Source organism: Streptomyces flavusporus (assembly GCF_046267975.1).
GTDB lineage: Bacteria > Actinomycetota > Actinomycetes > Streptomycetales > Streptomycetaceae > Streptomyces > Streptomyces flavusporus.
Map to the genome: position 1 here is coordinate 6,444,653 of NZ_CP176503.1, position 23,720 is coordinate 6,468,372.

Below are 23,720 nucleotides of genomic sequence, written 5' to 3' on the forward strand. Positions count from 1 at the left end.
TGTCCTGGCCGTGTGGCGGTGACGGCGCAGGACGTTCCTCGGTTACGGCTACGGACAACCGAACCGGACGAGGAGTGAACCATGGTCGTCAGCAGTGGCGGAGCACCGGTGGGCGCCGAGGACGGAGCACCGGACCCGGCGCGGTCGGCACCGGCGGGCAGAACACGGCGGGCGGTGGCGCGTGGTCTACGCGCCTGCGCGCTCGCCGCCGCCCTGGCGGCCCCGGTGGTCGCCGTCCTGCGCCCGCAGCGCCCCCTGTCCGGCCCCGGGAACGCCGCAGGCGACGACACCACCTTCGACGAGACGTACCGCGGCCGCCGCATCCGCGGTGTGCGGATCCCGGCGCGCGGCGCGGCGGAAGGCGACCGGTGGCACGTCACCGTGGACGACCGCCCGCTGCATCTGATGCGCCGTGCCGACGGTACCTGGCTGACGATGGTCGACCACTACTGCTCGTACCGGACACCGCTCGAGGCCGCCCGCGCCGCCGTCGACGAACTCGGCCCCGGTCAACAGCTGCGTGACCTGGCTCCGGGACCGGTCGATGCGGGACACCGGCACAAGGGGGACCGGCATGGCGTACGTGCGTAAAGACGCCGGCACGCTCACCCGGGCCGAGAAGCGCCGGTTCGTCAATGCGCTGCTCGAGGTCAAACGGCGCGGCGAGTACGACGAGTTCGTACGGATGCATATCGCGTACTTCTCCGCCGACGGCGAGCACGCACTGCGCGCCGCGCACATGACGCCCTCCTTCCTGCCCTGGCACCGCCGGCTGCTGCTCGATCTGGAGGGCGCACTGCGCCGGGTCGACTCGTCGGTGACGGTGCCGTACTGGGACTGGACACGCGACCGCACGACCACCTCCGCACCCTGGACGGCGGACCTCCTCGGCGGCAACGGGCGCCGCTCCGACCATCAGGTGATGACGGGCCCGTTCGCCCATCGGGAGGGCAACTGGACCATCAAGCACGGTGTGACCGAGGGCGCGTTCCTCACCCGGGACCTCGGCCGCTCCCGCAACCCGATCGACCTGCCCACGAAGAGCGATCTGGAGTGGGCACTGAAGGACCCCGCCTACGACGTGGCGCCCTGGGACTCGACGGTCACCCGAGGTTTCCGCAACAAGCTGGAGGGCTGGGGCACCGGCCGGGGCAGCGCCTCCTGGCGCAACCACAACCGGGTGCACCGCTGGGTCGGCGGGTCCATGCTCGGCGGCGCCTCCGCCAACGACCCCGTCTTCTGGCTGCACCACGCCTTCGTCGACCTGCAGTGGTACCGCTGGCAGCGCCGGCACCGCGGGGCCCGCTACCTCCCCGCGACCCCGCCGGGCCTTCGCGACGAGCAGCACAACCGGATCGTGGCACGCCACCAGAAGCTGCCGCCCTGGGACGTGACGCCGCACGAGCTGGAGGACGTCAGCCGGATCTACCGGTACGCGTGAGGTGACGCGAAGTCAGCAGCCTCAGGGTCATGCGTGTTCATGGGAAAAGCCCCGGCGCCGGAGGGTGCCGGGGCTTTCAGGTCAGGACGACAGACGTCACAAGACGTCAGTGGCCGTGCCGGGGTCCTGTCGTTACTTCTTGTTCTTGTGGCTCTCGTTCTTGCAGAAGTTGCCGACCGACTCGTTGAGCCCGCCGATCACCGTGACGGTGTTTCCGCACACGTTGATTGGCGCGTGGATCGGAACCTGGACCACGTTGCCGGACAGGATGCCGGGCGAGCCTACCGCCGCGGCCTTTGCGCCGGCGTCCGCCGCGGCGAGACCGGCCCCGCTGAGCACCACGGCGCTCGTGCCGAGAGCGACAGCGCCAACCTTCGCGATGCGAGACATCACGTTCTCCTTAGTGAATCGGCAAGCGCGGCGGCAGAAGACGCGGCCGCGCTGCCCTTACAACGCGACGGCCCCGGAGCGGTCACGGCGATCTTCACGGGATCACCCAGTTTGTAGAGGGGCTTCGCCGGACGGGCTGCGGTTTCCGCTCGTGGCGGCCCACGCTTCCCGGGACGTGGTCCGGTCGAGCAAGTCCCTGGCTCGCTGTCAGAACTCCCTTCACGACAGGCAGTTGGCTGGATGTGACCCCGGTACGACCGCGCACGCCGGTGTCACAACATGCTTTTCATACGAAAGTAATGTCATTGGGCGTTTCATGTGTAAATCCTCATAACTGTCGCCTACAGTTGGCAACTGTTGGTGATCGGTCCATCACGGACTGCGTCTACTCGAGAACGGAGAGGCAATGCGCAAGTACCAGAAGGCCGCAGTCGTCCTGGCCATGCTCGGCAGCGTCAGCTTCCTGGGTGTCGGCGTCGGCCACGCCGACGACGGGCACGGCAAGGGCAAGTTCGACAACAAGCAGTTCGTGTCGTGCGAGCAGAACGACTGGTATCAGGGGCTCGTTGAGGCCGATGAAGTCCTCCCCATCAGCGCTGGTGCCCTCATCGGCTTCAGCCACCAGGACAACAGCGACAAGGAGTTCCAGCACTGCGGCAACTCCTTCGGTAAGTGATCGCTGGGTGATCCAGGCAGGCGGCGGGGCTCGGATCATGTGTCCGGGCCCCGGGGTCTGCCGCCTGACGCAGAGGTGTGGCGGCGCGGTGGCCAACATGCCATTTCAAGAAACTTGCGCGATTGGGCGTTTTGTCTGCCAAAAGCGACAAATAACGCCTACAGTTGGCGACTGTCAGTGACCAGCTCGTTGCGGGCTGTGTCTCTCGAGAAACGGAGAGGTAATGCGCAAGTACCAGAAGGCCGCAGTCGTCGTGGCCATGCTCGGCAGCGTCAGCTTCCTGGGCGCCGGCGTCGGCCACGCTAACGGCGGGGACGACAAGTTCAAGCTCACCAACGACCAGAAGCAGTCGTGCGAGGCGAACGAATCGGCCTACGGACTCATCAACATTGACGACGTCAACGTTGGGGTCGGTGCCCTCCTCGGCTTCTCGCAGCAGGACAACAGCGAGAAGAAGTCTCAGGAGTGCAGCCAGGCCCTCGTTCTTGGCGGCGGCAAGGGCTGATCGCTGATCAGCTGATCCAGGCAGGTCTCGGGGCTCGCGCTCAGGTGTTCGAGCCCCGGGGTCTGCCGTCTGGCTTTTCTGCTGGCCCAAGCGTCCGGAACGCCTCCGCCGTCCAGTGGCGGGGAGGCGACCGTAAAAGGAAAAGGTAGATGTTCAATTCGAAGAAGATCGCAGCGGTGGCGGGACTGCTGGGCGGCTTCGCTGTGATCAGTGTGGGAGCCGTTCAGGCCTCCCCGGTTGAAGGCCCCGGCAGGTGCGTCAACGACGGCAAGGGTCACATTCGCTGCGTGCAGACGACCAAGCACCGGTTCACCACCGACAAGCTCGGAAACGTCGAACTCGTCAACAAGTCAACGCAGGCTTGCTCCGCTTCGAGCAGCCAGGTCACCTGCATCGACAGCACCGTGATCCCCGGCTAGTGGTCCTGACGCCTCCGGCGGCCCAAGCCTTTCGTCAAGAAGCCAATGCAATTGGGGCGTTTCGCACGCAAAAGGCAGAAAAAGTCGCCTACAGTTGGCGACTGTCAGTGACCAGCTCGTTGCGAGCTGTGTCTCTCGAGAAACGGAGAGGTAATGCGCAAGTACCAGAAGGCCGCAGTCGTCGTGGCCATGCTCGGCAGCGTCAGCTTCATGGGCGCTGGCATCGGCCAGGCTTCGGACGGGGACGAGAAGGTCAAGCTCGAGAACAAGCAGACCCAGTCGTGCGAGGCGAACGAATCGGCCTACGGGCTCATCAACATTGACGACGTCAACGTCTCGGTCGGCCTCCTCGGCTTCTCGCAGCAGGACAACAGCGAGAAGAAGTCTCAGGAGTGCAGCCAGGCCTTCGTTCTTGGCGGCGGCAAGGGCTGATCGCTGATCAGCTGATCCAGGCAGGTCTCGGGGCTCGCGCTCAGGTGTTCGAGCCCCGGGGTCTGCCGTCTGGCTTTTCTGCTGGCCCAAGCGTCCGGAACGCCTCCGCCGTCCAGTGGCGGGGAGGCGACCGTAAAAGGAAAAGGTAGATGTTCAATTCGAAGAAGATCGCAGCGGTGGCGGGACTGCTGGGCGGCTTCGCTGTGATCAGTGTGGGAGCCGTTCAGGCCTCCCCGGTTGAAGGCCCCGGCAGGTGCGTCAACGACGGCAAGGGTCACATTCGCTGCGTGCAGACGACCAAGCACCGGTTCACCACCGACAAGCTCGGAAACGTCGAACTCGTCAACGAGTCGACGCAGACTTGCTCCACTTCGGAGAACCAGGTCACCTGCACCAGCAACGTCGTCGTCCCTGACAAGAAGTCCTGACCTCGAACCGAGGCAGCCGAGGCGCCCTTGTTCACCTCGGCACCTGTCGCGCAAGTCTCCCTGGACGGCGGAGGATGGCCGGGACCCGATACCGGGTCCCGGCCATCCCCGTGTTCTCCCGTCCCCGCAGCGTGGAGCAGCCATGGCCACAGTTCCTCTCATGAGAACCATCTGACCTCCTGTCAGCTCACTCCGCATCTCGGGGTACGCCAAACGGGAGGCGTCGCATTCGCGGGCGGTGCTGGAGGCGGTGGGTCGCGGGCGTATTCGGTGTTCTTGGCCGCTCGCTGCGTTCCAGCCACTCCTGCCGCTGTGCGGCGTACTCGGGTGCCGGCACGGGCAAGGGCCTGGGTGCTGGTGGGGCGGTGCGATGCCACTGGCGATCCGCTGGTCACCCCGCTCCTGCTCGGCGTATCGCGTTGGTTCCCGCTGTCAAGTGCTGAACCACCGGGAGCGTTGCCGGGATTCGCTCCAGGACGCCGCCCGCGAACACGTCGTACAGCGGCAGGGTTTCCAGGTGGACGTAGCCGATGTGGCAGTCGCAGACGGCCAGTGGGCAGGCGCGGGGACGCAGTGCACTCCGGTAGGAGCCGTCGTACAGGTTGCCCAGCTCCGATCGCACGAAGTGGCAGCGGCGCACCGTGCCCTCGCCGTTCACCGATATGACGGACTCACCCGTCCGGCAGGGCAGGCCCGCGCTGCGGTGCGGGTGGCGGCTGTACGGGAAGAGCGGGTCGAGGGCGGACCACTGCTTGGCCTCGGCGTCCGTGTACGTGTGACCCTCGGCGGCGTTGACCCAGAGGTATACGTGGGCGGGGAGGTCGGCGCGGAGGCGACGTGCGTGCTCCAGGTGCTCGGGAAGGCCGACGACGCCGACGCTGTGGCGGACGCCGCGGGTGGCCAGGTCGTGGCATTTGGCCAGGAAGCGGTCGTACGGCGTCTGGCCGGGGTGGAAGGTGCACCACAGGGCGAGGGTGTCCAGGTCGGCGGTGTCCAGCCAGTCCGTGCGGCAGCTGAGATTGGTCTGGATCGCCACCCGGTGGATGTGCGGCAGCCGGCTCAGTTCCGCGAGCGTGCGCCGGTACCAGGAGCGCACCAGGCCCTCGCCCCACGGCGTGAACAGCAGGGAGAGCCGGTCCTCCCGCTGTGCGGCCGCCCAGGTGGCGAAGCGTTCCAGCGCGGCGCGGTCGGCGGCCAGTTGGGCGCGGGTGTCCCGGCGCTTGGCGAAGGGGCAGTACGGGCAGTCGTAGTCGCACGACGCCAGCGGGCCACGGTAGAGGATCGTGAGGTCCATGCGGCTCCGTCACTTCGGTTCGTACGCGGCCATGCGCTCCCGCACGGCGGCGGAGAACAACTCGGGGCCCAGCGCGTCGGAGTGGGCCAGGCCCTCGGGGGAGAGCCGCAGGAGGTCCGGAGCGGCGGAGTCGTCCAGCCAGCCCCGGTCGCGGAAGCGGGCCAGCTCGGCGGCGAAGTCGTCGCCGGGCGCAGTGCCGAAGCGGGTCCGGTAGTCCGCGACGGGCATGCCCTCGGTCTGCAGCAGTGACTGCAGCAGATGGCGGCGCCGGGCTTCCTCTGCGCTCATCTGCCAGCCGAAGTCGGCGTGGCGGAAGTCGTCGGTCGCGCGGCCGGTGTAGTCGTCGATGATCCCGCGAATGCGGTGCATGTCCACGGCGTAGTCGAAGGAGTAGTGCAGCGTGGAGGTGTACGAACGGGCGCCGCAGCCGAGGCCGACCATGCCGTCGGTCTGGCACGCGTAGTCCTCCCCGCCGGTGGTGGGGGCGCCCACGCGGCGGAACATGCGCATCGACACCTGCTCGTAGCCCCGCGCGAACAGATGGTCGCGGCCGTGGCGGTACAGCCGCAGCCGCTGCTCGTCCCACTCGGCGTCGCCGAGCGCCGCGTCGCGGTGCCGGCCAAGACCGGTGAGCGGGCGCACGTAGAGAGGGTAGAGATACAGCTCCTCCGGCTGCCAGGCGAGGGCGGCGTCGAGGGAATGGCGCCACGACTCCTCGGTCTGGCCTTCGATGCCGTAGATCAGGTCGATGTTGAGGACGGGGATGCCGGCGTCGCGGATCCGGGCGAGGGCCGCCTCGACGTCCGCCCGGCGCTGCGGGCGTACGGCGGTTCGCGCCTCGGCGTCGACGAAGCTCTGCACGCCCAGGCTCAGCCGTGTGGTGCCGCGCTCGGCCAGCACGGCCAGCCGGTCGGCGGTCGCCGTGGCGGGCGAGGCCTCCACGGACAGCGGGATCGCGGTCAGATCGGCGCCGAGGCCACGCTCGGCGAGATCGCACAGCCGGTCCAGCTCCGCGGCCGTGAGGAACGTCGGAGTGCCGCCGCCGAAGGCCGCGCCGGCGAACCGCGCCCCGTCGCCCAGCGCCTCGCGCACCGCGGCCGCCTGACGTTCCAGCGCGTCCAGATAGGCGGTGGTCAGGCCGTCGGGCGCCCCGATCCGGGTGAAGAGATTGCAGAAGCCGCAGCGCACCTCGCAGAAGGGGATGTGGAAGTAGAGCGAGAGGGCGTCCTTCGGCTCGTCCGCCCACAGCTCACGCAAGGACGCCTGCTCCCGGCTCAGCGGGCGGTACGCGGTCTTGTGCGGATACGCGTAGACGTAGTGCTGGTACGGGCGGACGGCGGGCGGGGCCGCCGATTCGGTGAGGGTCATCGGGCAGCCTTGTCGGGGAAGTCCAGGAAGAAGTGGGCGTAGGGCACGGTCCAGACGACGTCATGGCCGATGCGGTGGCCGGTGTAGCCGTCCTCGCCGTAGGCGGTGCCGTGGTCGGAGCAGACGACGGCGAAGCACGGACGTCGGCTGCATGCGGCCGCGAAGAGCCGTCCCATCTGCCGGTCCACGTACTCAAGGGCTGCGGCGTGGGTAGCCCGGGTATCGCCCGCCTCGCGGGTGGCACCGGGCAGATGGAACCAGTTGGGCTGGTGCAGGGCCGACACGTTCACGAAGAGGAACAGACGCTGCTCCTGGGGGAGCCCGGCGATCACCTTCTCGGCGCAGGCCACCTGTGCCTCGAAGGACGTGGGGGAGGTCACCCCGAACTCCGGGTCCCAGTGGCTCTCCTGGAACATGCCGGGCAGGACGGAGCCCAGCGGCCCCCGCTGGTTGAAGAAGCCCACGCCGCCGATACAGACGGTGCGGTAGCCGACGGCGGCCAGACCCGACACCAGATCGGGAGTGTCGTAGACGAAGGTGCCGTTCGCGGTGGTCTCGCTCCCCGCGAACTCGGCGGCGAAGAGCCGCGGATGCGGACCCGGTGTGGCCGGTGTCGGCAGGAAGCCCGCGAACATCGCCTGGTGGGAGGCGTAGGTGAAGCTGCCGGGGGCGTGCCGGCGCTCCCAGACGCCGCCGGGCAGATGCCGGACCAGGTTCGGGATGCGGCCGGCTGCCGCCAGCTCCTGAGCCACGTCGTAGCGGAGCGTGTCGAGGGTGACCAGCAGGAGGTCGTGGCTGCCCACGACCTCGTTCATGTCAGGCGATGGCGTCATGGTGGTGCTCCTCGCGTTCTGTGCGCCGTACGGCGGCCGGTGCGGCGGCGACCTGCGCGGCGTAGGTGTCCAGGCCCTCGGCGCCGCTGCCGGGCAGGCCGGTCAGGCGGGGCAGCAGATCCCCGAAGGCGTTCACCTCGCCGACGGTGAAGCGGCGCCACCCCGTGGCCGGCAGGATGTCCACGCCGACGCACAGCGTGCCCGGAAAGCACGCGGCCGCCCGCTCGGCCGTATCCAGCGCGTCGTCGAAGCTGCCGCCCGCGGCCCGGATCGCCGCGCGTGCCGTGCCGAGGTCGCCGCGGACGCCGCCGAGGTGCAGATTCGTCATGGGGTGCCGACTGGTCCGTACGACGGCATGCGTGGCGCGTCCGGCGACCACGACCACCCGCAGATCGGCGGCCCGGCCGCCCTGCGATGCCTTGGGCAGCCACCGCTCGACGTGGATCCCGTCGGGGGCCAGCGCGTCGACGAGGGCGGCGACCTCGGGCTCCGAGGTGTAGTGGCGCACCCGGAGGGAGTTGTACAGGCGGCCGTCGGGAGCGGTCTCCACGGAGGTCGTCGCCTTCACCCGGCCGGGACCCGCCATCGCGAGTGCCACGACACCGGAGGCCGACGAACCGTGTGCCGGCTTCACGAACGCCCGCGAGACACGAGCGGCCTTCAGCTGCTCCCTGAGCTCCTCCCAGCCGCCGACCGGACCCGTCAGGGCCGGGGGCACCGGGACGCCCGCGGCGGCGAGCCGGGCATGGCAGCGCCGCTTGTCGAACATCACCGCGACATCCTCCGGGTCGGCGGAAGGTACCGCGCCCGCACGGTGCGCCGCGCCCGTCACGTCCCGGACCGCAGCGGTGAACCGTCGGTGCCACAGAGCCGTTCCTTCGACCCGGGCGGGATCGTCGGTGCCCCGCAGCAGCCGGTCGACCTCGGCGTTCTCGCCGGGGGAGTCGATCCGTACGAACTCGCCCGGCGTGAAGGCGTACCGCCCGCGCAGCACGTCCCGCCACGCGAGCACGCGTGGTGCCGGGTGGCCCGCCGCGCGGACGGCGTCGGCGAACATCGTCGTCCGCCGGTTCTCGGGATTGCCGACGACGGCGAACCGAAGGCCGGTACCGGGAACGGGGCGCCGCACCCGGGAACTACTCGGAGACAGCGACATAGCGCCACTCCTCGTCACCCCAGCGGTTCGCCTGATGTTCCGACAGGTCCACCTCGGTCCCGGCGGAGCCGAGGGCCGTACGGACCCGGTCGGCCACGGCCTCGCTCAGGAAGTGATGGTGCAGGTCCAGCCGCTTGAGATGGGTCAAGGGCTGGCCCTGGAGCAGGGCCTCGGCGCCGGTGTCGGTGAGGGTGCCCATGGACAGACTCAGCGACTCCAGCTGTGCCACGACCGGTGCCGAGGCGACCGCCGCCGCGATCTCGTCCTGCAACTCGCTGTCCTGCAGGCCGAGATGGCGCAGCGCCGGGAAGCGTCCGCCGGCCAGGAGCGGCGCGAGGTCGGCGATCGTCGTGTCGCCGCCGTACCGCGACACTCCGAGCCACAGCTCCAGCCGCTCCAGCGCGGGCAGTTCGCACGCGCCGACCGCCCGCACCACCTGCCCGGGCAGGCCACCCGACTCGAACCGCAGCGCACGCAGTGTGTCGTGGCGCACCGGGCGCAGCGACAGGGGCTCCTCGCCGAGCCCCTGTGAGTCGCCGCCGCGGACGCCGAACTCCTCCAGCAGAGGGAAGGCCTCCAGGACGGGGGTGACATCGGTGAGCTGCAGCCAGGAGATCTCGCACTCCTCGCCGGTGACGTCGGCGAGGAACAGCGCGCGCAGCGCGGGGAAGCGCCCCGCGTCGGCCACCATCAGCTCCAGTGCCGGACGCAGGTCGCTGTACTCGTCGTCCCACCAGGGCCCGATGACCAGGGCTCGCACGTCCGTGCTCGGCACCCGGTCCGTGAAGCTCCGCCACAGCTCGGCGAACGGCATTTCCCCGGCCGCGTAGCAGTCCAGTCGCCAGGCCACGCCATCCGCGTCCGGAAGCTTCTCCTCACCTGGCTCGGGGAGGGTGAGGACGGGCAGCCCGTGGAAGGTCTCGAAATGATCGGCGAAGGTCATGACGGCCTCATTCCGCGACGGCGGTGAAGCGGTGGACGACGCCGTCGTCCTCCCACGTCTCGCCGGGCTCGGACAGGTCGACCTCGACACCGGACGGCTCCAGTGCCGCCCGAATCCGCTGGGTCATCGGCTCGGTGACGAAGTTGTGGTGGAGGTCCAGCCAGGTCAGGTGGGTGAGTGGCTGGCCGTCGAGCAGCGCCGTCACGCCCTCGTCGGTGAGCACGCCGAGGGACAGGTCGAGCGACTTCAGCTGGGCGACGACCGGGGCCCCGGCGACGGCGGCGGCTATCTCGTCCTGGATCTCGCTGTTGCGCAGGCCGAGATGGCGCAGTGCCGGGAAGCGTCCGCCGGCCAGGAGCGGCGCGAGGTCGGCGACCGTCGTGTCGCCGCCGTACTCCTCGACACCGAGCCACATTTCGAGGTACTCCAGCGCGGGGAGCTCGCTGGCGGCGACACCGCGCACGACTTCGCCGGGCAGACCGCCGGCCTCGAAGCAGAGCGTGCGCAGGTGCTTGTGCCGGACCGCCGGGAAGCGCAGTCCGGTGCCGCCACGGATCCCGAACTCCTCCAGCAGCGGATAGGCCTCGAGGACCGGCGTGACATCGGACTGCTCGATCCAGGAGATCTCCGCCTCCTCCATCTCCAGATCCCCGATGAACACGGCCTGAAGCGCAGTCAGTCGGTCCCGGGCGTCCACGAGGCGCTGCACGATGCCGCTGGAGTCGTTGTCGTACGGCTCACCCCACTGACCCACGACGATCGCGCGGACACCCGTGGGGTCCACGGAGTCGAGGAAGCGGTCCCACAGGTCACCGAACCCCTCCTCCGAGGAGTCCCCGTAGGGATCGACGGCCAGCCGCCAGGCCACGGCGCCCGCTTCTGGCAGCTGCCGACCCGCGCCGGGCTCGGGGAAGTCGAAGGCCGGGAGGCCGTGCAGTTCCTGCAGATGCTCGACGTGGGACATGGTCGCGGGTCTCCTGAGGTGGACGGGCGCTGCTCGTGCGGAGAGTTCTACCAAGTCGCTCTGACAACACCGTCGACGGGCCGTGCGGGCCCGGTCCGAGGGGCGTTGTCAGACCCCCGGCGTAGCGTCGTGGACATCGGTCGGCGAGGCGCCGACGGCGAAGGGAGACATGCATGTACCGGCAGGGGGATGTCCTGATCGTGCCCATGGCGGAGACATCCGTGCCGCCAGGCACGGACAGGCTGCCGCGACAGCCGCGGGACGTGCGGGGGAGGCTCGTGCTGGCTCTCGGCGAGGTCACCGGACACGCCCACGCGGTGGTCGGGCCGGGGACTCTGGTCCGGGAGCCCGGGCCGTTCGGTGCCTCTTACCTCCATCTCCCGGACGGTGGGCGGGTGGTGCACGAGGAGCACGCGGCGATACCGCTGCCCAAGGGCTGGTACCGGGTGGTGCGGCAGCGTGAGTACGTGCCTGGCGCGGTGCGCGTCGTGGCGGACTGAGGAAACGGGGGAGCGGCACGATGACGACGCTGATGGAGACGGCGCAGGTGGACACGATGGTGCTGTGGCGCGAGGTGGTTGCGGCGACCGGCCCGGCGGACCGCGCGGCTGCCGAGGGCGGCGTGCGCCTGGCCTACCGGCTGGCGGGCCTGCCCGAGCCGGAGCGCATCGTCTGGGCGGGCTCGCCCCGCGAGGGCGCGGCACTGGCCGCACGGCTCACGGCGGAGGGCACGGCCGGCCGAAGCGTCCGCGACGCGGTGCGCACCCGGCCGTGGGCCGCCGCGCGGGAGCGCGTCCTCGACCGGCTGGGGCCGAGCGGCTGGGCCGAGCGCTGGGCCCTGACGGGCGCTCAGCTGTGGGACATCACGGTCATGCTGACCGAGCGCATACGGACCGGCATGGTCGAGGCCTTGGCCGGTGTGCCGGGAGGTGAGCAGGCTGTCCGGCTGGTGCTGCTCGACGCGGTTCTGGGGCAGCACGACGCGGCGTGGCTGGCAGCTTTCGACGGCCAGGACGGCGGGGAGGAGCTCGACGGGATCGCCGCGGTCGCCCGCGCCGCAGGCTGGTGGTGGCCGTACGAGAAGACCGCGGTCGTCTGCGAACGCCCCGTGGAGCTGCACCGGGACGAGGCGGGTCGGCTCGACCGCGGGGACGGACCGGCGCTCGCCTTCCCCGACGGATTCGCGCTGCACGCCTGGCGCGGCATGCCGGTCCCCGCCGAATTCCTCGGCCTACTGGGCGGGCTGACCCCGCGGCGGATACGCGAGGAGGAGAATGCCGAGCTGCGCCGCGTGATGCTGGAGCACTACGGCTACGAGCGCTATCTGGAGGAGTCCGGGGCCGAGCCCGTGCAGCGGGACGACGCAGGTGTGCTGTGGCGTATCGAACTGGAGGGGGACGAGCCGCTGGTGATGGTCGAGGTGGTCAACTCCACCCCGGAGCCCGACGGCACCCACCGCACTTACTGGCTGCGGGTGCCGCCGCGGACCCGGACCGCCCGGGAGGGCGTCGCCTGGACCTTCGGACTGGAGGAGGCCGACTACGTACCGGAAAAGGAGACCTGAGCCGACTCCAGCGTGTCCGCCCCGATGAGAGCGAGACCGCCCTCCGCTGTGCAGGCGCGGGCACCGGGGCGGCGCCGAGGCAGGCGCAGTCGGCGAGTCCGAGACGTGCAGGGGCGTCGCCGCACCGTTGGGGTCGATCACTGGAGCGGACGGAGCGTTGACCGGGACGTGTCGTGGCGAGAAGAGCCTCGACCTGCGCCATGGCGATGAGCTGACTCTCGGAATAGCGGCGCTTCGTCTGCTTGTCCGCTTGGTCGAGCAGTTCCTGAGCTTTGTGAGCATGCGCGGCGTAGTCGGCCATGAGCCCCTCCCTCTTTGGCGCTGACGCAAGAAGCGCCCCATCTTGCCTGACGGCCAGGTCTGGGGAAACCCGTATGGCGGAGAGCCTGTGACCTGGGCTTTCCCGGATGGCACGCGTAGTTGATCTGTCACTCGTTGTCGCCGTTGGGTGCTGTCGGGCGCCCTCGCGCGGCCCAGAGACGGCCCAGCGCCGCGTATGCGCTTAGCTTGGCGTTTAACGTCGCAGGTCACTCAACCTGCTGAGATCCCCGGGAACCGGCGGCACGTGGCGCGGCCGTTCTTCACGCTTCGAGATGTCGAGTAACGAAGCACGAAAGAACGGCCGCTGCCTATGAGTCTCCCCGTCGACGCGCCCGCAGGCGAGGCATTGAGCGTGTTGTCCCGCTTTCGGGTCGACTTCTACGACTGCCTGTACAGCCGTGCCGATGCGCTCTTCGAGCTCACCGACGCGGTCTTGTGCGCGGACGGGCCGGTGAAGACCCTGGTCGAGCTCTGCCTGGCGGTGGAGCACCGGCGGGGCACGGGGCCCTGTATGCCGCGCTGGACCGGGGCTGGCTGGGGCCGACGCGGTTGCGCCGCACGCCGGCCGGCCTGCCGCTGCCGAGGGCGGCCGACGGGCGGATCGTGCTGGCCGTGGATGTCAGCAACTGGCTCCGCCCGGACGCCCCGACCAGCGACGACCGGCTGTTCTGCCACGCCTACGGGCGCGGCGACCGCAAGACGGACCAGTTCGTGCCGGGCTGGCCGTACTCCTTCGTCGCCGCCGTGGAGACCGGCCGGACCTCCTGGGTCGCCTTGCTGGACGCCGTGCGCCTCGGGCCGGCGGACGACGCGACCGCCGTCACCGCTGCCCAACTACGGGACGTCGTCGAGTAGTTGATCCAGGCCCGGCAGTGGCAGGCCGGTGATCCGGAGATCTGGATCGTCATGGACTCCGGCTACGACGTCGCCTACCTCTCCCACGCCCTGGCCGACCTGCCCGTCGTCCTGGTCTGACGCCTGCGCTCGGACCGCGTCATGCTCCGCGACCCCGGCCCCGCCCGCCCCGGGCCGAAGGGCGGACGATCGCGTCGGCACGGCGGCATCCTGACCTTCGCCAAGCCCGACAGCTGGCACGAACCCGAGGTCACCACGGTCACGGACACCACCCGCTACGGCAAGGCCGAGGCCAGAGCCTGGGACCGGATGCACCCCCGACTCACCCACCGCGGTCCCTGGCTGGACCACGCGGAAGAGGAACTTCCCATCCTGCACGGCACGCTGATCCGCCTGAAGGCCGAGCGCCTGCCGGGCGACCGCGACCCGAAGCCGGTCTGGCTGTGGTGCTCGGCCACCGCCGCCACACCGGCGGACGTGAACCGCTGGTGGCAGTCCTTCCTCCGCAGATTCGATCTCGAGCACACCTTCAGGCTCATGAAACAGACCCTCGGCTGGACGGCCCCGAAGGTCCGTCATGCGGACACCGCCGACCTGTGGACCTGGCGGCGTTGTCACGTTGTTGGGTGTGGGGGTGTCTGACGGTGTGCCGGGGCGTGGTGGAGTCGGGTTCCGGCTGTGTGCTCACGGCGGGGTGGGCAGGCCGGCGACGCCGGTGATCTGCTCCCAGATCGCAAAGCGGATGCTCATCTCGGCTCGGTGGGCGGCAGCGGGCATCAGGTGGCGGCGGGGCCGGAAGTGGGGCGAGATGCCGCTGAACGCGGACAGAAACCGCTGGGCCCCGCCCACGGAGCGGAAGCCCTTCATCGCCCGTTCGCGCTGCCTCGTTGGCTGGTGGCTGTTCTCCGCCCGGTTGTTCAGGTACTTCGACGGCCGGTGCTCGGCGGAGGGCATGACCTCGCGGTGGGCCGCGCCGTAGGAGCGGAGCTTGTCGGTGACGATCACCCGCGGCACCGTGCGGGTCTTCTTCAGCAGGCGGCGGAAGAAGCGCCTGGCCGCGGCCTTGTCCCGGCGGTCCTGCACGAGGATGTCCAGGACGTTGCCGTCCTGGTCGACGGCCCGCCACAGGTACTTCCGTTCCCCGTTGATCTTGATGAAGACCTCGTCCGGATGCCATTTGCCACCAGGCCGTGGCAGCCGGCGGCGCAGCGCGCTCGCGTACTGCTGCCCGAACCTGGCGCACCAGCGGCGCACCGTCTCGTAGGAGACGACGATCCCACGCTCGAGCATCAGCTCCTCGACCTCGCGGAACGACAGCGGGAAGCGGAAGTACAGCCACACGCAGTGGGAGATGACCTCGACCGGGTACCGGTGCCCCTTGTACGACGGTGACGCGGCCCCCACGAACAGCCCCCTCAAGCACGATCAACCAAAAGATCATCCCACCCGGTCAACCAACGTGACAGCGCCGCGAGAAGGCCTGCGTCATCCTGTGCGGGGCCAACACCGACCCCGCCGACCTGGTCAACCGGCCCACCAGCAACTGACGCGCACCCAAAGGGGGCAGCCGAGCGGGCAACCGCCCGGCTGCCCCTTCGCCGTGTTCACGGCGCCGAAGTCAGCGTCGGTCGCGGGGATCTCCACGTGTCCGTCCGCGTTGACCTGGCTGGCGATGACCTGAATCGTCCAGGTGCCGGCGGTCGGGTTTTGGATGAACACACCTCTACCGGAGACGGCTTGCCAGGTCAGCGGCTGCCCCCGCTCCGGGGCGCGCTCCCTGCGGCGACTGTCGACACCGATCTCGAACCACGGCTCGCACAAACGCCAGGCTCAGGATGCGCCAGCGACGTCGCTGGCGCTGGCCGCTTCGTCCTGCGCCATGCCGAGGAAGCGCCGGATCGCTTCGACCGGCATATCGAGCCCCTCAGACGCGGACTGCTCGTCGCCGAACACCTGCACAGCCTCGGTGACAGCCACAGCCAGTTCAACCTCTGCCTTGCGAACCTTGGCCTCAGCCTTGTCCACGGTGTCGACCACCGCCAACTGGCGGCGCTGCTTCTCCTGAAGCCTCTGTTTACGGGAAACGGTTTTGTCAGAGTTCTGCACGGACATGACCAAGATCATAATCAGTTCGCGTGCGCACCCAACGCCCCTCTGCCGCCCGCTCCCGGCTGGAAGCGCCGTCGTCAAGACCCTGCTCCAGGGAACGACTACCGCAGGATACCCAGATGGTAGCGCCGGGCGCTTACCAGGCCTCGCCAGCGCACTCGCAGGTGACCGCCTCGCTGTCAGCCCACCGGACCTTCGACCGTTTCTGTCCCGTCTCAAACAACTTGAGGTCTACCGACGGCGCTGTCACGTTGGTTGACCGGGTGGGATGATCTTTTGGTTGATCGTGCTTGAGGGGGCTGTTCGTGGGGGCCGCGTCACCGTCGTACAAGGGGCACCGGTACCCGGTCGAGGTCATCTCCCACTGCGTGTGGCTGTACTTCCGCTTCCCGCTGTCGTTCCGCGAGGTCGAGGAGCTGATGCTCGAGCGTGGGATCGTCGTCTCCTACGAGACGGTGCGCCGCTGGTGCGCCAGGTTCGGGCAGCAGTACGCGAGCGCGCTGCGCCGCCGGCTGCCACGGCCTGGTGGCAAATGGCATCCGGACGAGGTCTTCATCAAGATCAACGGGGAACAGAAGTACCTGTGGCGGGCCGTCGACCAGGACGGCAACGTCCTGGACATCCTCGTGCAGGACCGCCGGGACAAGGCCGCGGCCAGGCGCTTCTTCCGCCGCCTGCTGAAGAAGACCCGCACGGTGCCGCGGGTGATCGTCACCGACAAGCTCCGCTCCTACGGCGCGGCCCACCGCGAGGTCATGCCCTCCGCCGAGCACCGGCCGTCGAAGTACCTGAACAACCGGGCGGAGAACAGCCACCAGCCAACGAGGCAGCGCGAACGGGCGATGAAGGGCTTCCGCTCCGTGGGCGGGGCCCAGCGGTTTCTGTCCGCGTTCAGCGGCATCTCGCCCCACTTCCGGCCCCGCCGCCACCTGATGCCCGCTGCCGCCCACCGAGCCGAGATGAGCATCCGCTTTGCGATCTGGGAGCAGATCACCGGCGTCGCCGGCCTGCCCACCCCGCCGTGAGCACACAGCCGGAACCCGACTCCACCACGCCCCGGCACACCGTCAGACACCCCCACACCCAACAACGTGACAACGCCGCCGTCAGCATTGCCGTCAGAGACGCGAAACGCCCTGGAGGGGAGGAGCCCTCTGGGGCGTTTTTGCTGGTAGGAGTGGGCGCCCCCGGCAGGACTCGAACCTGCGGCCAAGCGCTTAGAAGGTGTCAGGGGTTGAGCGATGTGCTCACCTGCGTCTTCGCTGGACGCTCGCGAACGAATACCGTCAAAGCGCTTGCTGTCATTTCCGGGGGACCTTCGGCCGATGACCGCCCCTCGTGCCTTCGCCCTGGCTCATGGGGACAGGGCGAAGGCACGTTCGCGGCCTCTCAGTCGATGCAGAACTCGTTGCCCTCGATGTCCAGCATCGGGATGCATGAATCATTGCCGTCGTACAGCGTGCGCACGTGCACCGCACCGAGCGGGACCAGTCGTGCGCATTCCGCCTCTAGTGCGGCGAGGCGCTCTTCCCCTACGAGTCCGGTGCCGACCCGCACATCAAGATGCACCCGGTTCTTGGCGGCCTTCCCCTCGGGGACACGCTGGAAGTACAGCCGCGGGCCCACACCTGAGGGATCGACGCAGGCGAACCAGGAATCCCGCTGCTCAGGTGGCTGCGAGCGCTTGAAATCGTCCCAAGTGGCAAACCCTGCCGGTGGCGGCGGTATGACGTACCCCAGCACCTCGCACCAGAAACGAGCGAGCCGCTCGGGTTCTGCACAGTCGAAGGTGACTTGGAACTTCTTGATCGGCGTCATCGGATAACTGTATGGGCGCGTGCCGGCACCGAGGCTCCGGGCGCCATCTCCGTGCAGATCGAGGTCTCGCGTGACGTGAGTTGGTGACGGGCGGTGGTGTCGGCGACCGGGAGTGGAACCACCTTGGCTTCCGGCGCAGGGCGGGGCGGACGGGGTGCTACCGGTCGTGCAGGATCCCGGGTCGGGTGACGGGCACGATGGTGATCAAGTCGTCGAGGCCCTTGAAGTCGTCGGGGTTGGTGGTGAACAGGGGGAGCCCCTCGGCGGCCGCGACGGCGGCGATCATCAGGTCGGCCACACGGCGACGGGGCTTGCGGCCTGTGGAGACCACGGCGGCACAGATTCTGCCGTAGATGCGGGCCGCCTCCACGTCGAAGGGGATGGGGTCGAATTCGTTTTCGGCGCGCTGCAGGACGTCCATGCGGCGGGCCCGCTCGGCGTGTTCGTCGTAGTCGCTCTGCTCGCCGCCGCGCACCTGGTGGGGGCCTGCGGAGAGTTCCGCGAGGGTGATGGCGCTGATGGCCATCTCGGCAGGTAGCTCGTCGGCGTCGATCCACTTGCGCAGGATCATGATGTTGGTGTCGAGCAGGCCTTGCTCGTGTTCAACGGGCATACGGGTCGTCCAACTCCTGCTCGACGACGGCGTCCTGGTCGTCGCGGAAGGCGTCCAGCGAGATGTCAGGGGCGGTACGTGACATGGCCGCGAACTCGGCGCGGGGAACGAAGCGGCGACGGCGGCGGAGCGGGATCAGCTCGCCGACACGATGCCCGTCGCGGGTGACGGTGAACGCCTGTCCTCCCTGGACGGCGTCCATGATCTCTTTGGAGCGGGTGCGCAGATCGCGCTGAGTGATCTCCGGCTGCGCTGTCATGCTGTCCACAATAGCGAAGGCGTGCTACCCGGTGCTACACCGTTACCTGCGATCACGGATAGGCGAAGGCGCCTGCTCTAGAGCGATGTGCATCCGGACGCGAAAAAGCCCCTCACGCGTTTCCGCGGGTGAGAGGCTGTATGCGCCCCCGGCAGGACTCGAACCTGCGGCCAAGCGCTTAGAAGGCGCCTGCTCTATCCACTGAGCTACGGGGGCCGGGTGTGGTGGCCTCTGTCGTGGTGCCCGGGTGTGGGCTGATCCGTGACGTTGCCGGGGACAAGGATAGAGCTCCCGGATCCCTGCCCCTGTTGCTTCGCCTCCGTGGCTCGATGTGGAGGTTCGGTGAAGCGGTCCTGATAATCGCAGGCGGGTACGAATCGTGCATCGCTTTTCACGCCACACGCAGCGGGTGTTGTGCACTCGTTATGCCTGGACTGTGTCCCTGCCCCAGTCGCCCCTTCCGTCCCTTGTGTTCTATCGGCGCGCAGACATGCTCATATGCTTCAGATATGCCCTAAAATTGGGCATTCTTCGCATGTGGTGACCTTGGACGTACGGCCTCAGCTGCTCGACGCACTTTCCGCGCTGCGCGACCGTGTCGCCGCCGCACGCTTCCCGCTGCCCCTCCCCGGGGCGCCACGCGCGCGTGCCAACCGCGACGAACTGCTCGCTCAGCTCGACGACTACCTGGTGCCCCGGTTGAGAGAGCCCCAAGCGCCGTTGCTGGCCGTCGTGGGAGGTTCCACCGGCGCCGGCAAGTCGACGCTCGTCAATTCCCTGGTGGGCCGACGGGTCAGCGAGGCGGGCGTACTGCGGCCGACGACACGGACGCCGGTGCTGGTGTGCCACCCGGAGGACCATCACTGGTTCAGCGGCATGCGCGTGCTGCCCGACCTCACGCGCGTGTGGGTGCCGCACCAGGAGCCCGACGACGATCTGCTGCTCCCGGGCGAGAACCCCGCGCGCGTGCTGCGCGTCGAGACCGCCGATACCGTGCCGCCCGGCCTCGCCCTCCTCGACGCGCCCGACATCGACTCCCTGGTCGCCGACAACCGCACCCTCGCGGCCGAGCTCATCTGTGCCGCCGACATCTGGATCATGGTCACCACGGCCGCCCGGTACGCCGACGCCGTGCCGTGGCATCTGCTGCGGACCGCCAAGGAGTACGACGCCACCCTGATCACCGTGCTCGACCGGGTGCCCCACCAGGTGGTGTCCGAGGTCTCCCGGCAGTACGGTGCCCTGCTCACCAAGGCCGGGCTCGGCGACGTACCGCGGTTCACCGTGCCCGAGCTGCCCGAGTCGGCCTGGGGCAGCGGGCTGCTGCCGACCACCGCCGTGGCGCCGCTGCGCACCTGGCTCGTGCACCAGGCCCAGGACCCCGCGGCCCGGCAGCACGCCATGGCCCGTACGGCGTACGGCCTCATCGCCTCGCTCAAGTCCCGGATGCCCGAGCTGGCCAGTGCCGCCGCCGCCCAGTACGCGGCCGCCCTGCGGCTCACCTCCGCCGTCGACTCCGCCTACGACAGTGAGCACGCGCGCGTGCGGGGGCGGTTGCAGGGGGGTGCCGTGCTCGCCGGTGACGCGTTGAAGCGCTGGCGGGCCTTCCCGCTCGACTGCACCGCCGGTGAGCTCCTGGACGCCCTCGTGGAGAGCCTGAGCGAGCTGCTGCTGTGCGCCGTCACCGCCGCTGACGAGCGCATCGACGAGGCCTGGCGGCGCGAGCCGGCGGCGGACGCCCCGGAGCTTGCGGACCGCGACGCGTCCCTGGAGACCGCCGAGCACCGGGTCGGGATGGCGGTACGGCGGTGGCGGCGCGAGCTCGAGGAGCACGCCGAGGACGAGGTGCGCCACCTCGACCGCAGCGTCGCTCCGGACCCCGAGGTGGTCTCCGCGCTGGTCGCCACCGTGCTGCTGGGCGGCCACCGGTCCCGGTCCGCGGGTGAGGGGATCGCCGAGCGGATCGGCGCCCACGGTGCGCTGCGGCTGCGGGAACGGGGTGGACGGCTGCTCGGCGAGTACGTGGACCGGGTGATGCACGCCGAACGTGAACGCCGGCTCGCCCCGCTCGACGCCCTCGAAGTCCATCCCGAACCCCAGGCCGAACTCATCGCCGCGCTGTCCGTACTGCAGAAGGAGAGGTGACCGGTGACTGCCGTCACTGACCAAGACCACACGGAGCACGCCGATCCCGACCACCAGGAGGACGCGGCCTCCGAGAACGAGCGCGCAGACAACCGTGCCCCTGTGACGGGCGATTCCGAAAACCGTTCCTCCAGGGAAGGCGCTTCCGGACACAGAGCCCCTGAGCAGGCCGTTTCCGGAATGACCAAGGGGGGCGATTCCGGAAAGAGCGTCTCCAGGGAGGGCGCTGCCGAAGGGGACGCCTCCAAGGAGAGCGATTCGGGAAAGGGGTCCTCCTCCACGGAGGGCGACGGCGATCGCGGAAACCCCCTCCCCGAAGAGGGCGAATCCGTCGAGCGGCGTTTTTGGTGGGGACGGCGCAAGTCAGGGGAGTCCGGTGCGCAAGGGAACGAGGACCACGCGCGCGTGCAGGCCGACCATGACACCTACCGTGACCGTGTGAGCGATGGCCGTATGGACGTCCGTACCGGATCTCCTGCGGACTCCCGTCCCCGCTCCCTCGCGGAGTCCCGTAGCGACTCTCTGGCGGAATCCCGTACGGACTCTCCTACGGAGCCCCATACGGACTCTGTCACGGCCGCCGAAGACACCTGGGACGATGGTCTGATCGCGCGGCGGGTGAACGAGAAGACCGCCGCCGAGCAGCTCGCGGTGGCGGAGAGCAAGCCGTCGGGGCCGCAGACCGTGGCCCCGCTCGCGTACGACGGTCCGACGCGGTCCCGGCTCGACGCGCTGCGCGAACTGGTGGGCCTGTCCCGTACCCGGCTCGACAGCAGGACGCTGGCCGAGGCGAGCCGGGTCCTCGACGAGGCGGCGGCCCGGCGCAAGCTGTCCGGGCAGCACACCGTCGTCGCCATCGCGGGCGCGACCGGCAGCGGCAAGTCGCAGTTGTTCAACGCGCTGGCCGGGGTGGCCATTTCGGAGACGGGCGTACGGCGGCCGACGACAGCCGCGCCCATCGCGTGCAGCTGGAGCGACGGCGCGGCGAGCCTCATCGACCGACTCGGCATCCCCGGACGCCTGCGTCGCCGCCCGCTGCAGAGCCCCGAGGCGGAGGCGCAGCTGCGCGGGCTCGTCCTGGTCGATCTGCCCGACCTCGACTCGGCGGCCGTACAGCACCGCGAGCAGGCCGAGCGGCTGCTGGCGCTCGTCGACGCGGTCATCTGGGTCGTGGATCCCGAGAAATACGCCGACGCCGTGCTGCATGAGCGCTATCTGCGGCCCATGGCCGGGCACGCGGAGGTCATGTTCGTCGTCCTCAACCAGATCGACCGGCTCCCCGGGGAGGCGGCCCACCAGGTGCTCGACGATCTGCGGCGGCTGCTGGACGAGGACGGGATCGCCCTGGGGGAGTTCGGCGAACCGGGCGCGACCGTGCTCGCGCTGTCCGCGCTCACCGGTGACGGCATCGGGGAACTGCGTGAGGCGCTCGGCCAGTTCGTGGCGGAGCGCGGTGCCGCAGCCCGCCGCATCCTGGCCGACCTGGACGCCGCGGCGGTGCGGCTGTGGCCGGTGTACACCACCGGGCGACGTACCGGGCTCAGCGAGCGGGCGCGGGACGAGTTCTCCGGGCGGCTGGCCGACGCCGTGGGCGCCACCGCCGCCGGCGAGGCCTCCGAGCGGGCCTGGCTGCGCAACGCCAACCGTGCGTGCGGGACGCCCTGGCTGCGGTTGTGGCGCTGGTTCCTGGAGCGGAGCGAACCCACCACGGGCCAGCTGCCGGTGCGCACGCAGGCGGACGAGCAGGCCACGGCGCGGCAGCGCGTCGAGCAGGCGGTGCGGACGGTGTCCGACCGGGCGTCGGCGGGGCTGCCGGCGCCCTGGGCGCAGGCCGTGCGCGAGGCGGCCGTACGCGGCTCCCAGGGGCTGCCCGAGGCGCTGGACGAGCTGGCCGCGCGGGCCGGGCTGCCGACGGGACGGCCGCCGACACCGGGCTGGTGGCCGGTGGCCGTACTGGCGCAGGCGTCCATGACGCTCTTGCAAGTCGTCGGCGGGCTGTGGCTGGTGGGGCAGATCGTCGGGGTCATGTCGCCGAATCTCGGGGTGCCGGTGCTGCTGATGGTGGCCGGAATCATCGGCGGCCCGCTCGTCGAGTGGAGCTGCAAGATGGCGGCCCGGGGACCGGCCCGGCGGTACGGACTGGAGGCGGAACGGCGGCTGCGGGAGGCCGCGGCCGGGTGCGGCCGGGCCCGGGTACTCGATCCGGTGGCGTCGGAGCTGCTGCGATACCAGGAGATTCGTGACCAGTACGGGCGGGTCATCGGGGCGAGGGCCGGGGTGAGGTAGCCGCTCGGAAGGCCGGCCACACCGGTTGGGCGTGCGGGATGGGACCCCTCGAACGAGTGGTGGAGTTATCCACAGGCTGGGGATGATCCACAGCCCTCTGCGGGCTCGGCTCGGCGGAGGCAGTCTGGCTTCGCGGCGATCGCGACGGACGCGGTCGCCACGAGAGCGGCGGTGTGCGCAGGGTTGGCGGCCGCCGCGGCAGACGCAGCCGTACGGGACGGGCCCGTACGCATGCCTGCCCGGCGCGAGCGGCTGGGCGGGGAGGGGAGCCAGAAGATGAACGAGACGATGGTCTGTGCGGTGGGCAACGTGGCGACGCAGCCGGTCTACCGGGAGCTGGCGGCGGGACCGTCGGCGCGGTTCCGGCTGGCGGTGACCGCCCGGTACTGGGACCGCGAGAAGAGCACATGGACGGACGGGCACACCAACTTCTTCACGGTGTGGGCCAATCGGCAGCTGGCCACCAACGCGGCGGCGTCCCTGTCGGTGGGCGATCCCGTCATCGTGCAGGGCAGGCTGAAGGTACGGACGGACGTGCGCGAGGGGCAGAGCTGGACCTCGGCCGACATCGACGCCGTGGCGATCGGCCACGATCTGGCGCGCGGCACCTCGGCCTTCCGGCGTGCGAACCCCAAGAACGAGACGGAGACGACCAGTTCGTCGACACAGCCCGAGCCCGCCTGGGAGACGCCCGTCGCCGACACGGCAGGCAAGGAGCTCCAACAACGGCCGGAACCCATGGCGGTGACGTGATGTCGGCTACGGGCCGGGTCCGACCCGGAGCCGTACGAGAGTGACCGAACTGCGGCTTATCGGCGAGTGCGTTCCCGGACGGCCACGGTGATTTGTCGATAAGCCCGGTTTGTGGGCCTCCTGGCGATAACGATTCCGAGTCGGATTG

Annotated in this window: 26 protein-coding genes, 1 tRNA gene and 1 pseudogene; 14 read left to right on the forward strand and 14 right to left on the reverse strand. The window is 69.8% G+C overall.

The features are described 5' to 3' along the window. Positions 1 to 81: 81 nt before the first annotated feature. Together ACKTSN_RS30445 and ACKTSN_RS30450 are read left to right on the forward strand one after the other, a co-directional pair. Complete coding sequence (locus ACKTSN_RS30445) at positions 82 to 591, forward strand: tyrosinase family oxidase copper chaperone (RefSeq protein ID WP_409472034.1); 510 nt, start codon at positions 82 to 84, stop codon at positions 589 to 591. Then, a complete protein-coding gene (locus ACKTSN_RS30450) occupies positions 575 to 1,441 on the forward strand; it encodes a tyrosinase family protein (protein ID WP_409472035.1) in 867 nt (288 codons plus the stop codon). Before ACKTSN_RS30445 ends, ACKTSN_RS30450 begins: the two co-directional genes overlap by 17 nt. 132 nt (positions 1,442 to 1,573) lie before the next feature. Here ACKTSN_RS30450 and ACKTSN_RS30455 read toward each other — a convergent pair whose 3' ends face one another. After that, positions 1,574 to 1,831 (reverse strand): chaplin, encoded by a 258-nt coding sequence (locus ACKTSN_RS30455; RefSeq protein WP_409472036.1) that lies wholly within the window; start codon positions 1,829 to 1,831, stop codon positions 1,574 to 1,576. A gap of 406 nt (positions 1,832 to 2,237) precedes the next feature. Here ACKTSN_RS30455 and ACKTSN_RS30460 point away from each other — a divergent pair, with 406 nt between their 5' ends. The 5 genes from ACKTSN_RS30460 to ACKTSN_RS30480 all read left to right on the forward strand — a co-directional run bounded on the left by ACKTSN_RS30460 (position 2,238) and on the right by ACKTSN_RS30480 (position 4,291). Next, positions 2,238 to 2,507, forward strand: coding sequence for a hypothetical protein (locus ACKTSN_RS30460; protein ID WP_409472037.1), 270 nt, complete (start codon positions 2,238 to 2,240; stop codon positions 2,505 to 2,507). A 223-nt stretch (positions 2,508 to 2,730) separates the two neighbouring features. Then, positions 2,731 to 3,012: a hypothetical protein gene (locus tag ACKTSN_RS30465; protein WP_409472038.1), complete on the forward strand. Its 282-nt coding sequence runs from the start codon at positions 2,731 to 2,733 to the stop codon at positions 3,010 to 3,012. Positions 3,013 to 3,161: 149 nt separating this feature from the next. Further along, positions 3,162 to 3,431, forward strand: a complete 270-nt coding sequence (locus ACKTSN_RS30470) for a hypothetical protein (protein WP_409472039.1) — start codon at positions 3,162 to 3,164, stop codon at positions 3,429 to 3,431. 153 nt (positions 3,432 to 3,584) lie between these two features. Beyond that, positions 3,585 to 3,863 carry a hypothetical protein gene (locus ACKTSN_RS30475; RefSeq protein WP_409472040.1) on the forward strand — a complete coding sequence of 93 codons (279 nt, stop codon included), beginning with the start codon at positions 3,585 to 3,587 and terminating at the stop codon, positions 3,861 to 3,863. A gap of 149 nt (positions 3,864 to 4,012) precedes the next feature. Continuing rightward, positions 4,013 to 4,291 (forward strand): hypothetical protein, encoded by a 279-nt coding sequence (locus tag ACKTSN_RS30480; RefSeq protein WP_409472041.1) that lies wholly within the window; start codon positions 4,013 to 4,015, stop codon positions 4,289 to 4,291. A 391-nt stretch (positions 4,292 to 4,682) separates the two neighbouring features. Here the strand turns inward: ACKTSN_RS30480 and ACKTSN_RS30485 are convergent, their stop codons facing one another. The 6 genes from ACKTSN_RS30485 to ACKTSN_RS30510 are packed head-to-tail and all read right to left on the reverse strand — an operon-like array spanning position 4,683 to position 10,849. Continuing rightward, the gene (locus ACKTSN_RS30485) at positions 4,683 to 5,585 is read right to left on the reverse strand and encodes an STM4011 family radical SAM protein (protein WP_409472042.1); all 903 of its coding nucleotides are present in this window, start codon (positions 5,583 to 5,585) and stop codon (positions 4,683 to 4,685) included. Between the two features lie 9 nt (positions 5,586 to 5,594). Next, on the reverse strand, positions 5,595 to 6,953 hold the full coding sequence (locus tag ACKTSN_RS30490) for an STM4012 family radical SAM protein (protein ID WP_409472043.1): 1,359 nt from the start codon (positions 6,951 to 6,953) through the stop codon (positions 5,595 to 5,597). Further along, positions 6,950 to 7,768 carry an STM4013/SEN3800 family hydrolase gene (locus ACKTSN_RS30495; protein WP_409474965.1) on the reverse strand — a complete coding sequence of 273 codons (819 nt, stop codon included), beginning with the start codon at positions 7,766 to 7,768 and terminating at the stop codon, positions 6,950 to 6,952. Before ACKTSN_RS30495 ends, ACKTSN_RS30490 begins: the two co-directional genes overlap by 4 nt. Position 7,769: 1 nt before the next feature. After that, positions 7,770 to 8,942: an STM4014 family protein gene (locus tag ACKTSN_RS30500; protein WP_409472044.1), complete on the reverse strand. Its 1,173-nt coding sequence runs from the start codon at positions 8,940 to 8,942 to the stop codon at positions 7,770 to 7,772. Next, the gene (locus ACKTSN_RS30505) at positions 8,923 to 9,885 is read right to left on the reverse strand and encodes an STM4015 family protein (RefSeq protein WP_409472045.1); all 963 of its coding nucleotides are present in this window, start codon (positions 9,883 to 9,885) and stop codon (positions 8,923 to 8,925) included. The genes ACKTSN_RS30500 and ACKTSN_RS30505 overlap by 20 nt, the downstream gene beginning before the upstream one ends. Positions 9,886 to 9,892: 7 nt before the next feature. Then, a complete protein-coding gene (locus ACKTSN_RS30510) occupies positions 9,893 to 10,849 on the reverse strand; it encodes an STM4015 family protein (protein WP_409472046.1) in 957 nt (318 codons plus the stop codon). A 173-nt stretch (positions 10,850 to 11,022) separates the two neighbouring features. On the opposite strand from ACKTSN_RS30510, the gene ACKTSN_RS30515 reads away from it, so the two are divergent. The 3 genes and pseudogenes from ACKTSN_RS30515 to ACKTSN_RS30525 form a co-directional block, all read left to right on the forward strand. Continuing rightward, positions 11,023 to 11,349 (forward strand): hypothetical protein, encoded by a 327-nt coding sequence (locus ACKTSN_RS30515; RefSeq protein WP_409472047.1) that lies wholly within the window; start codon positions 11,023 to 11,025, stop codon positions 11,347 to 11,349. Between the two features lie 20 nt (positions 11,350 to 11,369). Further along, positions 11,370 to 12,413: a DUF6745 domain-containing protein gene (locus tag ACKTSN_RS30520; protein ID WP_409472048.1), complete on the forward strand. Its 1,044-nt coding sequence runs from the start codon at positions 11,370 to 11,372 to the stop codon at positions 12,411 to 12,413. Positions 12,414 to 13,044: 631 nt separating this feature from the next. After that, positions 13,045 to 14,195, forward strand: a pseudogene (locus ACKTSN_RS30525) (transposase); the annotation flags it as partial. A gap of 78 nt (positions 14,196 to 14,273) precedes the next feature. On the opposite strand, the gene ACKTSN_RS30530 reads toward ACKTSN_RS30525, so the two are convergent. The 3 genes from ACKTSN_RS30530 to ACKTSN_RS30540 form a co-directional block, all read right to left on the reverse strand. After that, a complete protein-coding gene (locus ACKTSN_RS30530) occupies positions 14,274 to 14,993 on the reverse strand; it encodes an IS6 family transposase (RefSeq protein WP_409472049.1) in 720 nt (239 codons plus the stop codon). 120 nt (positions 14,994 to 15,113) lie between these two features. After that, positions 15,114 to 15,308, reverse strand: coding sequence for a hypothetical protein (locus ACKTSN_RS30535; protein WP_409472050.1), 195 nt, complete (start codon positions 15,306 to 15,308; stop codon positions 15,114 to 15,116). Positions 15,309 to 15,419: 111 nt separating this feature from the next. After that, entirely contained in the window at positions 15,420 to 15,701 is a 282-nt protein-coding gene (locus ACKTSN_RS30540; RefSeq protein ID WP_409472051.1) for a hypothetical protein, read from the reverse strand. 302 nt (positions 15,702 to 16,003) lie between these two features. Between ACKTSN_RS30540 and ACKTSN_RS30545 the strand changes: the two genes are divergently transcribed. After that, entirely contained in the window at positions 16,004 to 16,723 is a 720-nt protein-coding gene (locus ACKTSN_RS30545; protein ID WP_409472052.1) for an IS6 family transposase, read from the forward strand. A 364-nt stretch (positions 16,724 to 17,087) separates the two neighbouring features. Here ACKTSN_RS30545 and ACKTSN_RS30550 read toward each other — a convergent pair whose 3' ends face one another. The 4 genes from ACKTSN_RS30550 to ACKTSN_RS30565 all read right to left on the reverse strand — a co-directional run bounded on the left by ACKTSN_RS30550 (position 17,088) and on the right by ACKTSN_RS30565 (position 18,604). Continuing rightward, positions 17,088 to 17,516, reverse strand: a complete 429-nt coding sequence (locus tag ACKTSN_RS30550) for a VOC family protein (RefSeq protein WP_402608995.1) — start codon at positions 17,514 to 17,516, stop codon at positions 17,088 to 17,090. Between the two features lie 157 nt (positions 17,517 to 17,673). Beyond that, positions 17,674 to 18,129: a type II toxin-antitoxin system VapC family toxin gene (locus ACKTSN_RS30555; protein WP_409472053.1), complete on the reverse strand. Its 456-nt coding sequence runs from the start codon at positions 18,127 to 18,129 to the stop codon at positions 17,674 to 17,676. Further along, on the reverse strand, positions 18,119 to 18,388 hold the full coding sequence (locus ACKTSN_RS30560) for a type II toxin-antitoxin system Phd/YefM family antitoxin (RefSeq protein WP_062145112.1): 270 nt from the start codon (positions 18,386 to 18,388) through the stop codon (positions 18,119 to 18,121). The genes ACKTSN_RS30555 and ACKTSN_RS30560 overlap by 11 nt, the downstream gene beginning before the upstream one ends. A 143-nt stretch (positions 18,389 to 18,531) precedes the next feature. Then, positions 18,532 to 18,604 (reverse strand) — tRNA-Arg (locus ACKTSN_RS30565). 321 nt (positions 18,605 to 18,925) lie between these two features. On the opposite strand from ACKTSN_RS30565, the gene ACKTSN_RS30570 reads away from it, so the two are divergent. From ACKTSN_RS30570 to ACKTSN_RS30580, 3 genes are all read left to right on the forward strand, one after another. Next, positions 18,926 to 20,533, forward strand: a complete 1,608-nt coding sequence (locus tag ACKTSN_RS30570) for a dynamin family protein (protein WP_409472054.1) — start codon at positions 18,926 to 18,928, stop codon at positions 20,531 to 20,533. A 618-nt stretch (positions 20,534 to 21,151) separates the two neighbouring features. After that, complete coding sequence (locus ACKTSN_RS30575) at positions 21,152 to 22,819, forward strand: GTPase (RefSeq protein WP_409472055.1); 1,668 nt, start codon at positions 21,152 to 21,154, stop codon at positions 22,817 to 22,819. A 276-nt stretch (positions 22,820 to 23,095) separates the two neighbouring features. Then, a complete protein-coding gene (locus tag ACKTSN_RS30580; protein ID WP_409472056.1) occupies positions 23,096 to 23,572 on the forward strand; it encodes a single-stranded DNA-binding protein in 477 nt (158 codons plus the stop codon). Positions 23,573 to 23,720: the final 148 nt, after the last annotated feature.

Coding starts and splice junctions, on each gene's coding strand:
- ACKTSN_RS30445 (WP_409472034.1), top strand. CDS start 82: ATGGTCGTCAGCAGTGGCGGAGCACCGGTGGGCGCCGAGGACGGAGCA.
- ACKTSN_RS30450 (WP_409472035.1), top strand. CDS start 575: ATGGCGTACGTGCGTAAAGACGCCGGCACGCTCACCCGGGCCGAGAAG.
- ACKTSN_RS30455 (WP_409472036.1), bottom strand. CDS start 1,831: ATGTCTCGCATCGCGAAGGTTGGCGCTGTCGCTCTCGGCACGAGCGCC.
- ACKTSN_RS30460 (WP_409472037.1), top strand. CDS start 2,238: ATGCGCAAGTACCAGAAGGCCGCAGTCGTCCTGGCCATGCTCGGCAGC.
- ACKTSN_RS30465 (WP_409472038.1), top strand. CDS start 2,731: ATGCGCAAGTACCAGAAGGCCGCAGTCGTCGTGGCCATGCTCGGCAGC.
- ACKTSN_RS30470 (WP_409472039.1), top strand. CDS start 3,162: ATGTTCAATTCGAAGAAGATCGCAGCGGTGGCGGGACTGCTGGGCGGC.
- ACKTSN_RS30475 (WP_409472040.1), top strand. CDS start 3,585: ATGCGCAAGTACCAGAAGGCCGCAGTCGTCGTGGCCATGCTCGGCAGC.
- ACKTSN_RS30480 (WP_409472041.1), top strand. CDS start 4,013: ATGTTCAATTCGAAGAAGATCGCAGCGGTGGCGGGACTGCTGGGCGGC.
- ACKTSN_RS30485 (WP_409472042.1), bottom strand. CDS start 5,585: ATGGACCTCACGATCCTCTACCGTGGCCCGCTGGCGTCGTGCGACTAC.
- ACKTSN_RS30490 (WP_409472043.1), bottom strand. CDS start 6,953: ATGACCCTCACCGAATCGGCGGCCCCGCCCGCCGTCCGCCCGTACCAG.
- ACKTSN_RS30495 (WP_409474965.1), bottom strand. CDS start 7,768: ATGAACGAGGTCGTGGGCAGCCACGACCTCCTGCTGGTCACCCTCGAC.
- ACKTSN_RS30500 (WP_409472044.1), bottom strand. CDS start 8,942: ATGTCGCTGTCTCCGAGTAGTTCCCGGGTGCGGCGCCCCGTTCCCGGT.
- ACKTSN_RS30505 (WP_409472045.1), bottom strand. CDS start 9,885: ATGACCTTCGCCGATCATTTCGAGACCTTCCACGGGCTGCCCGTCCTC.
- ACKTSN_RS30510 (WP_409472046.1), bottom strand. CDS start 10,849: ATGTCCCACGTCGAGCATCTGCAGGAACTGCACGGCCTCCCGGCCTTC.
- ACKTSN_RS30515 (WP_409472047.1), top strand. CDS start 11,023: ATGTACCGGCAGGGGGATGTCCTGATCGTGCCCATGGCGGAGACATCC.
- ACKTSN_RS30520 (WP_409472048.1), top strand. CDS start 11,370: ATGACGACGCTGATGGAGACGGCGCAGGTGGACACGATGGTGCTGTGG.
- ACKTSN_RS30540 (WP_409472051.1), bottom strand. CDS start 15,701: ATGTCCGTGCAGAACTCTGACAAAACCGTTTCCCGTAAACAGAGGCTT.
- ACKTSN_RS30550 (WP_402608995.1), bottom strand. CDS start 17,516: ATGACGCCGATCAAGAAGTTCCAAGTCACCTTCGACTGTGCAGAACCC.
- ACKTSN_RS30555 (WP_409472053.1), bottom strand. CDS start 18,129: ATGCCCGTTGAACACGAGCAAGGCCTGCTCGACACCAACATCATGATC.
- ACKTSN_RS30560 (WP_062145112.1), bottom strand. CDS start 18,388: ATGACAGCGCAGCCGGAGATCACTCAGCGCGATCTGCGCACCCGCTCC.
- ACKTSN_RS30580 (WP_409472056.1), top strand. CDS start 23,096: ATGAACGAGACGATGGTCTGTGCGGTGGGCAACGTGGCGACGCAGCCG.